The 1,189-nt window shown below is 67.6% G+C and carries 1 protein-coding gene and 1 pseudogene; both read left to right on the plus strand.

The features are described 5' to 3' along the window. A pseudogene (locus DMB66_RS62235) lies at positions 1-373 on the plus strand (hypothetical protein); the annotation flags it as partial. 41 nt (positions 374-414) lie between these two features. Further along, positions 415-1,189 (plus strand): DDE-type integrase/transposase/recombinase (locus DMB66_RS59880; RefSeq protein ID WP_158647749.1); only part of this gene is annotated, 775 nt, incomplete at its 3' end.

Genomic DNA, 1,189 nt, shown 5'->3' on the forward strand with positions numbered 1-1,189 from the left:
TCCGCGTCCGACCCGGCGTAGCTTCACCGCCGACTACAAGGCTGCGGTGGTGGCCGAGTACGAGGCCGCGCCGCACGGCGAGAAATCCGCGGTCCTGCGCCGGGAAGGTCTGTTCCATTCCCACGTCCAGGAATGGACCCGGGCTCGCAACGCCGTCGCGCCGGCCGGATCCACGAATGGTTCTGCAGGCCCGTCGACGACGGCCCGGTTGTCGCGGGCCGAACGCGAGACCGAACGGTTACGCGCGGAGAATGCCCGGCTGAACGCGAAACTCGCCCAGACCCAGGCAGCCCTGTCGATCATGGGAAAAGCACACGAGCTCTTGGCGTCGCTGGCCGAGAGCACGGACACACCGCCGCCGTCGAGCCGCTGATCGAGCAGGCCCTGCACGCCCTCACCGAGGCCGGGACACCCGTGCGGACAGCGTGCCGACTGCTGGGACGTTCCCGGGCCACCCACTACCGCCACGCGCGCGGCCCGATCCTGGGACCCAAACCCCGGCGCCGACCGGGCCCGCAAGCCCTCGACACCGACGAACGGGCCGCGGTCCTGAAGGTGATCAACCAGAGCGGCTACGGCGAGTTGTCGATCGGGCAGATCTGGATCCGTGAACTCGACGAAAACCGGTACTGGTGCTCACTTTCGAGCATGTACCGCATCGCCGCCGCCGCGGGCCAAACCCGCGAACGACGACGCCAGGCCACCCACCCGGCCAAGGTCAAACCCGAACTCGTCGCCGACGCACCCTCGCAGGTCTGGACCTGGGACATCACCAAGCTCCGCGGGCCGGCGAAAGGAATCTGGTATCACCTGTACGTCCTGATCGACATCTACTCCCGCTACAACCCGGGCTGGATCCTCGCCGCCGCCGAGGACTCCGTGCTGGCCCGCGACTTCATCGACGAGGCCATCGCCCGCAACGGCCAGATCCCGCACACCGTGCACGCCGACCGGGGCACCTCGATGACCTCCCAGCCGGTATCGGCGCTGCTGGCCAACCTCGGCGTCACCCGCACCCATTCCCGGCCCCGAATATCGGATGACAACCCGTTCTCCGAGGCACAGTTCAAGACGTTGAAATACCTGCACGATTTCCCCGGATCATTCCCGAATCTATCGGCCGCGCGGGCGTACTGCGACGGGTTCTTCGCCGAGTACAACCACGTCCACCGCCACTCCGGGATCGGCT

The organism is Actinoplanes sp. ATCC 53533, assembly GCF_003947245.1.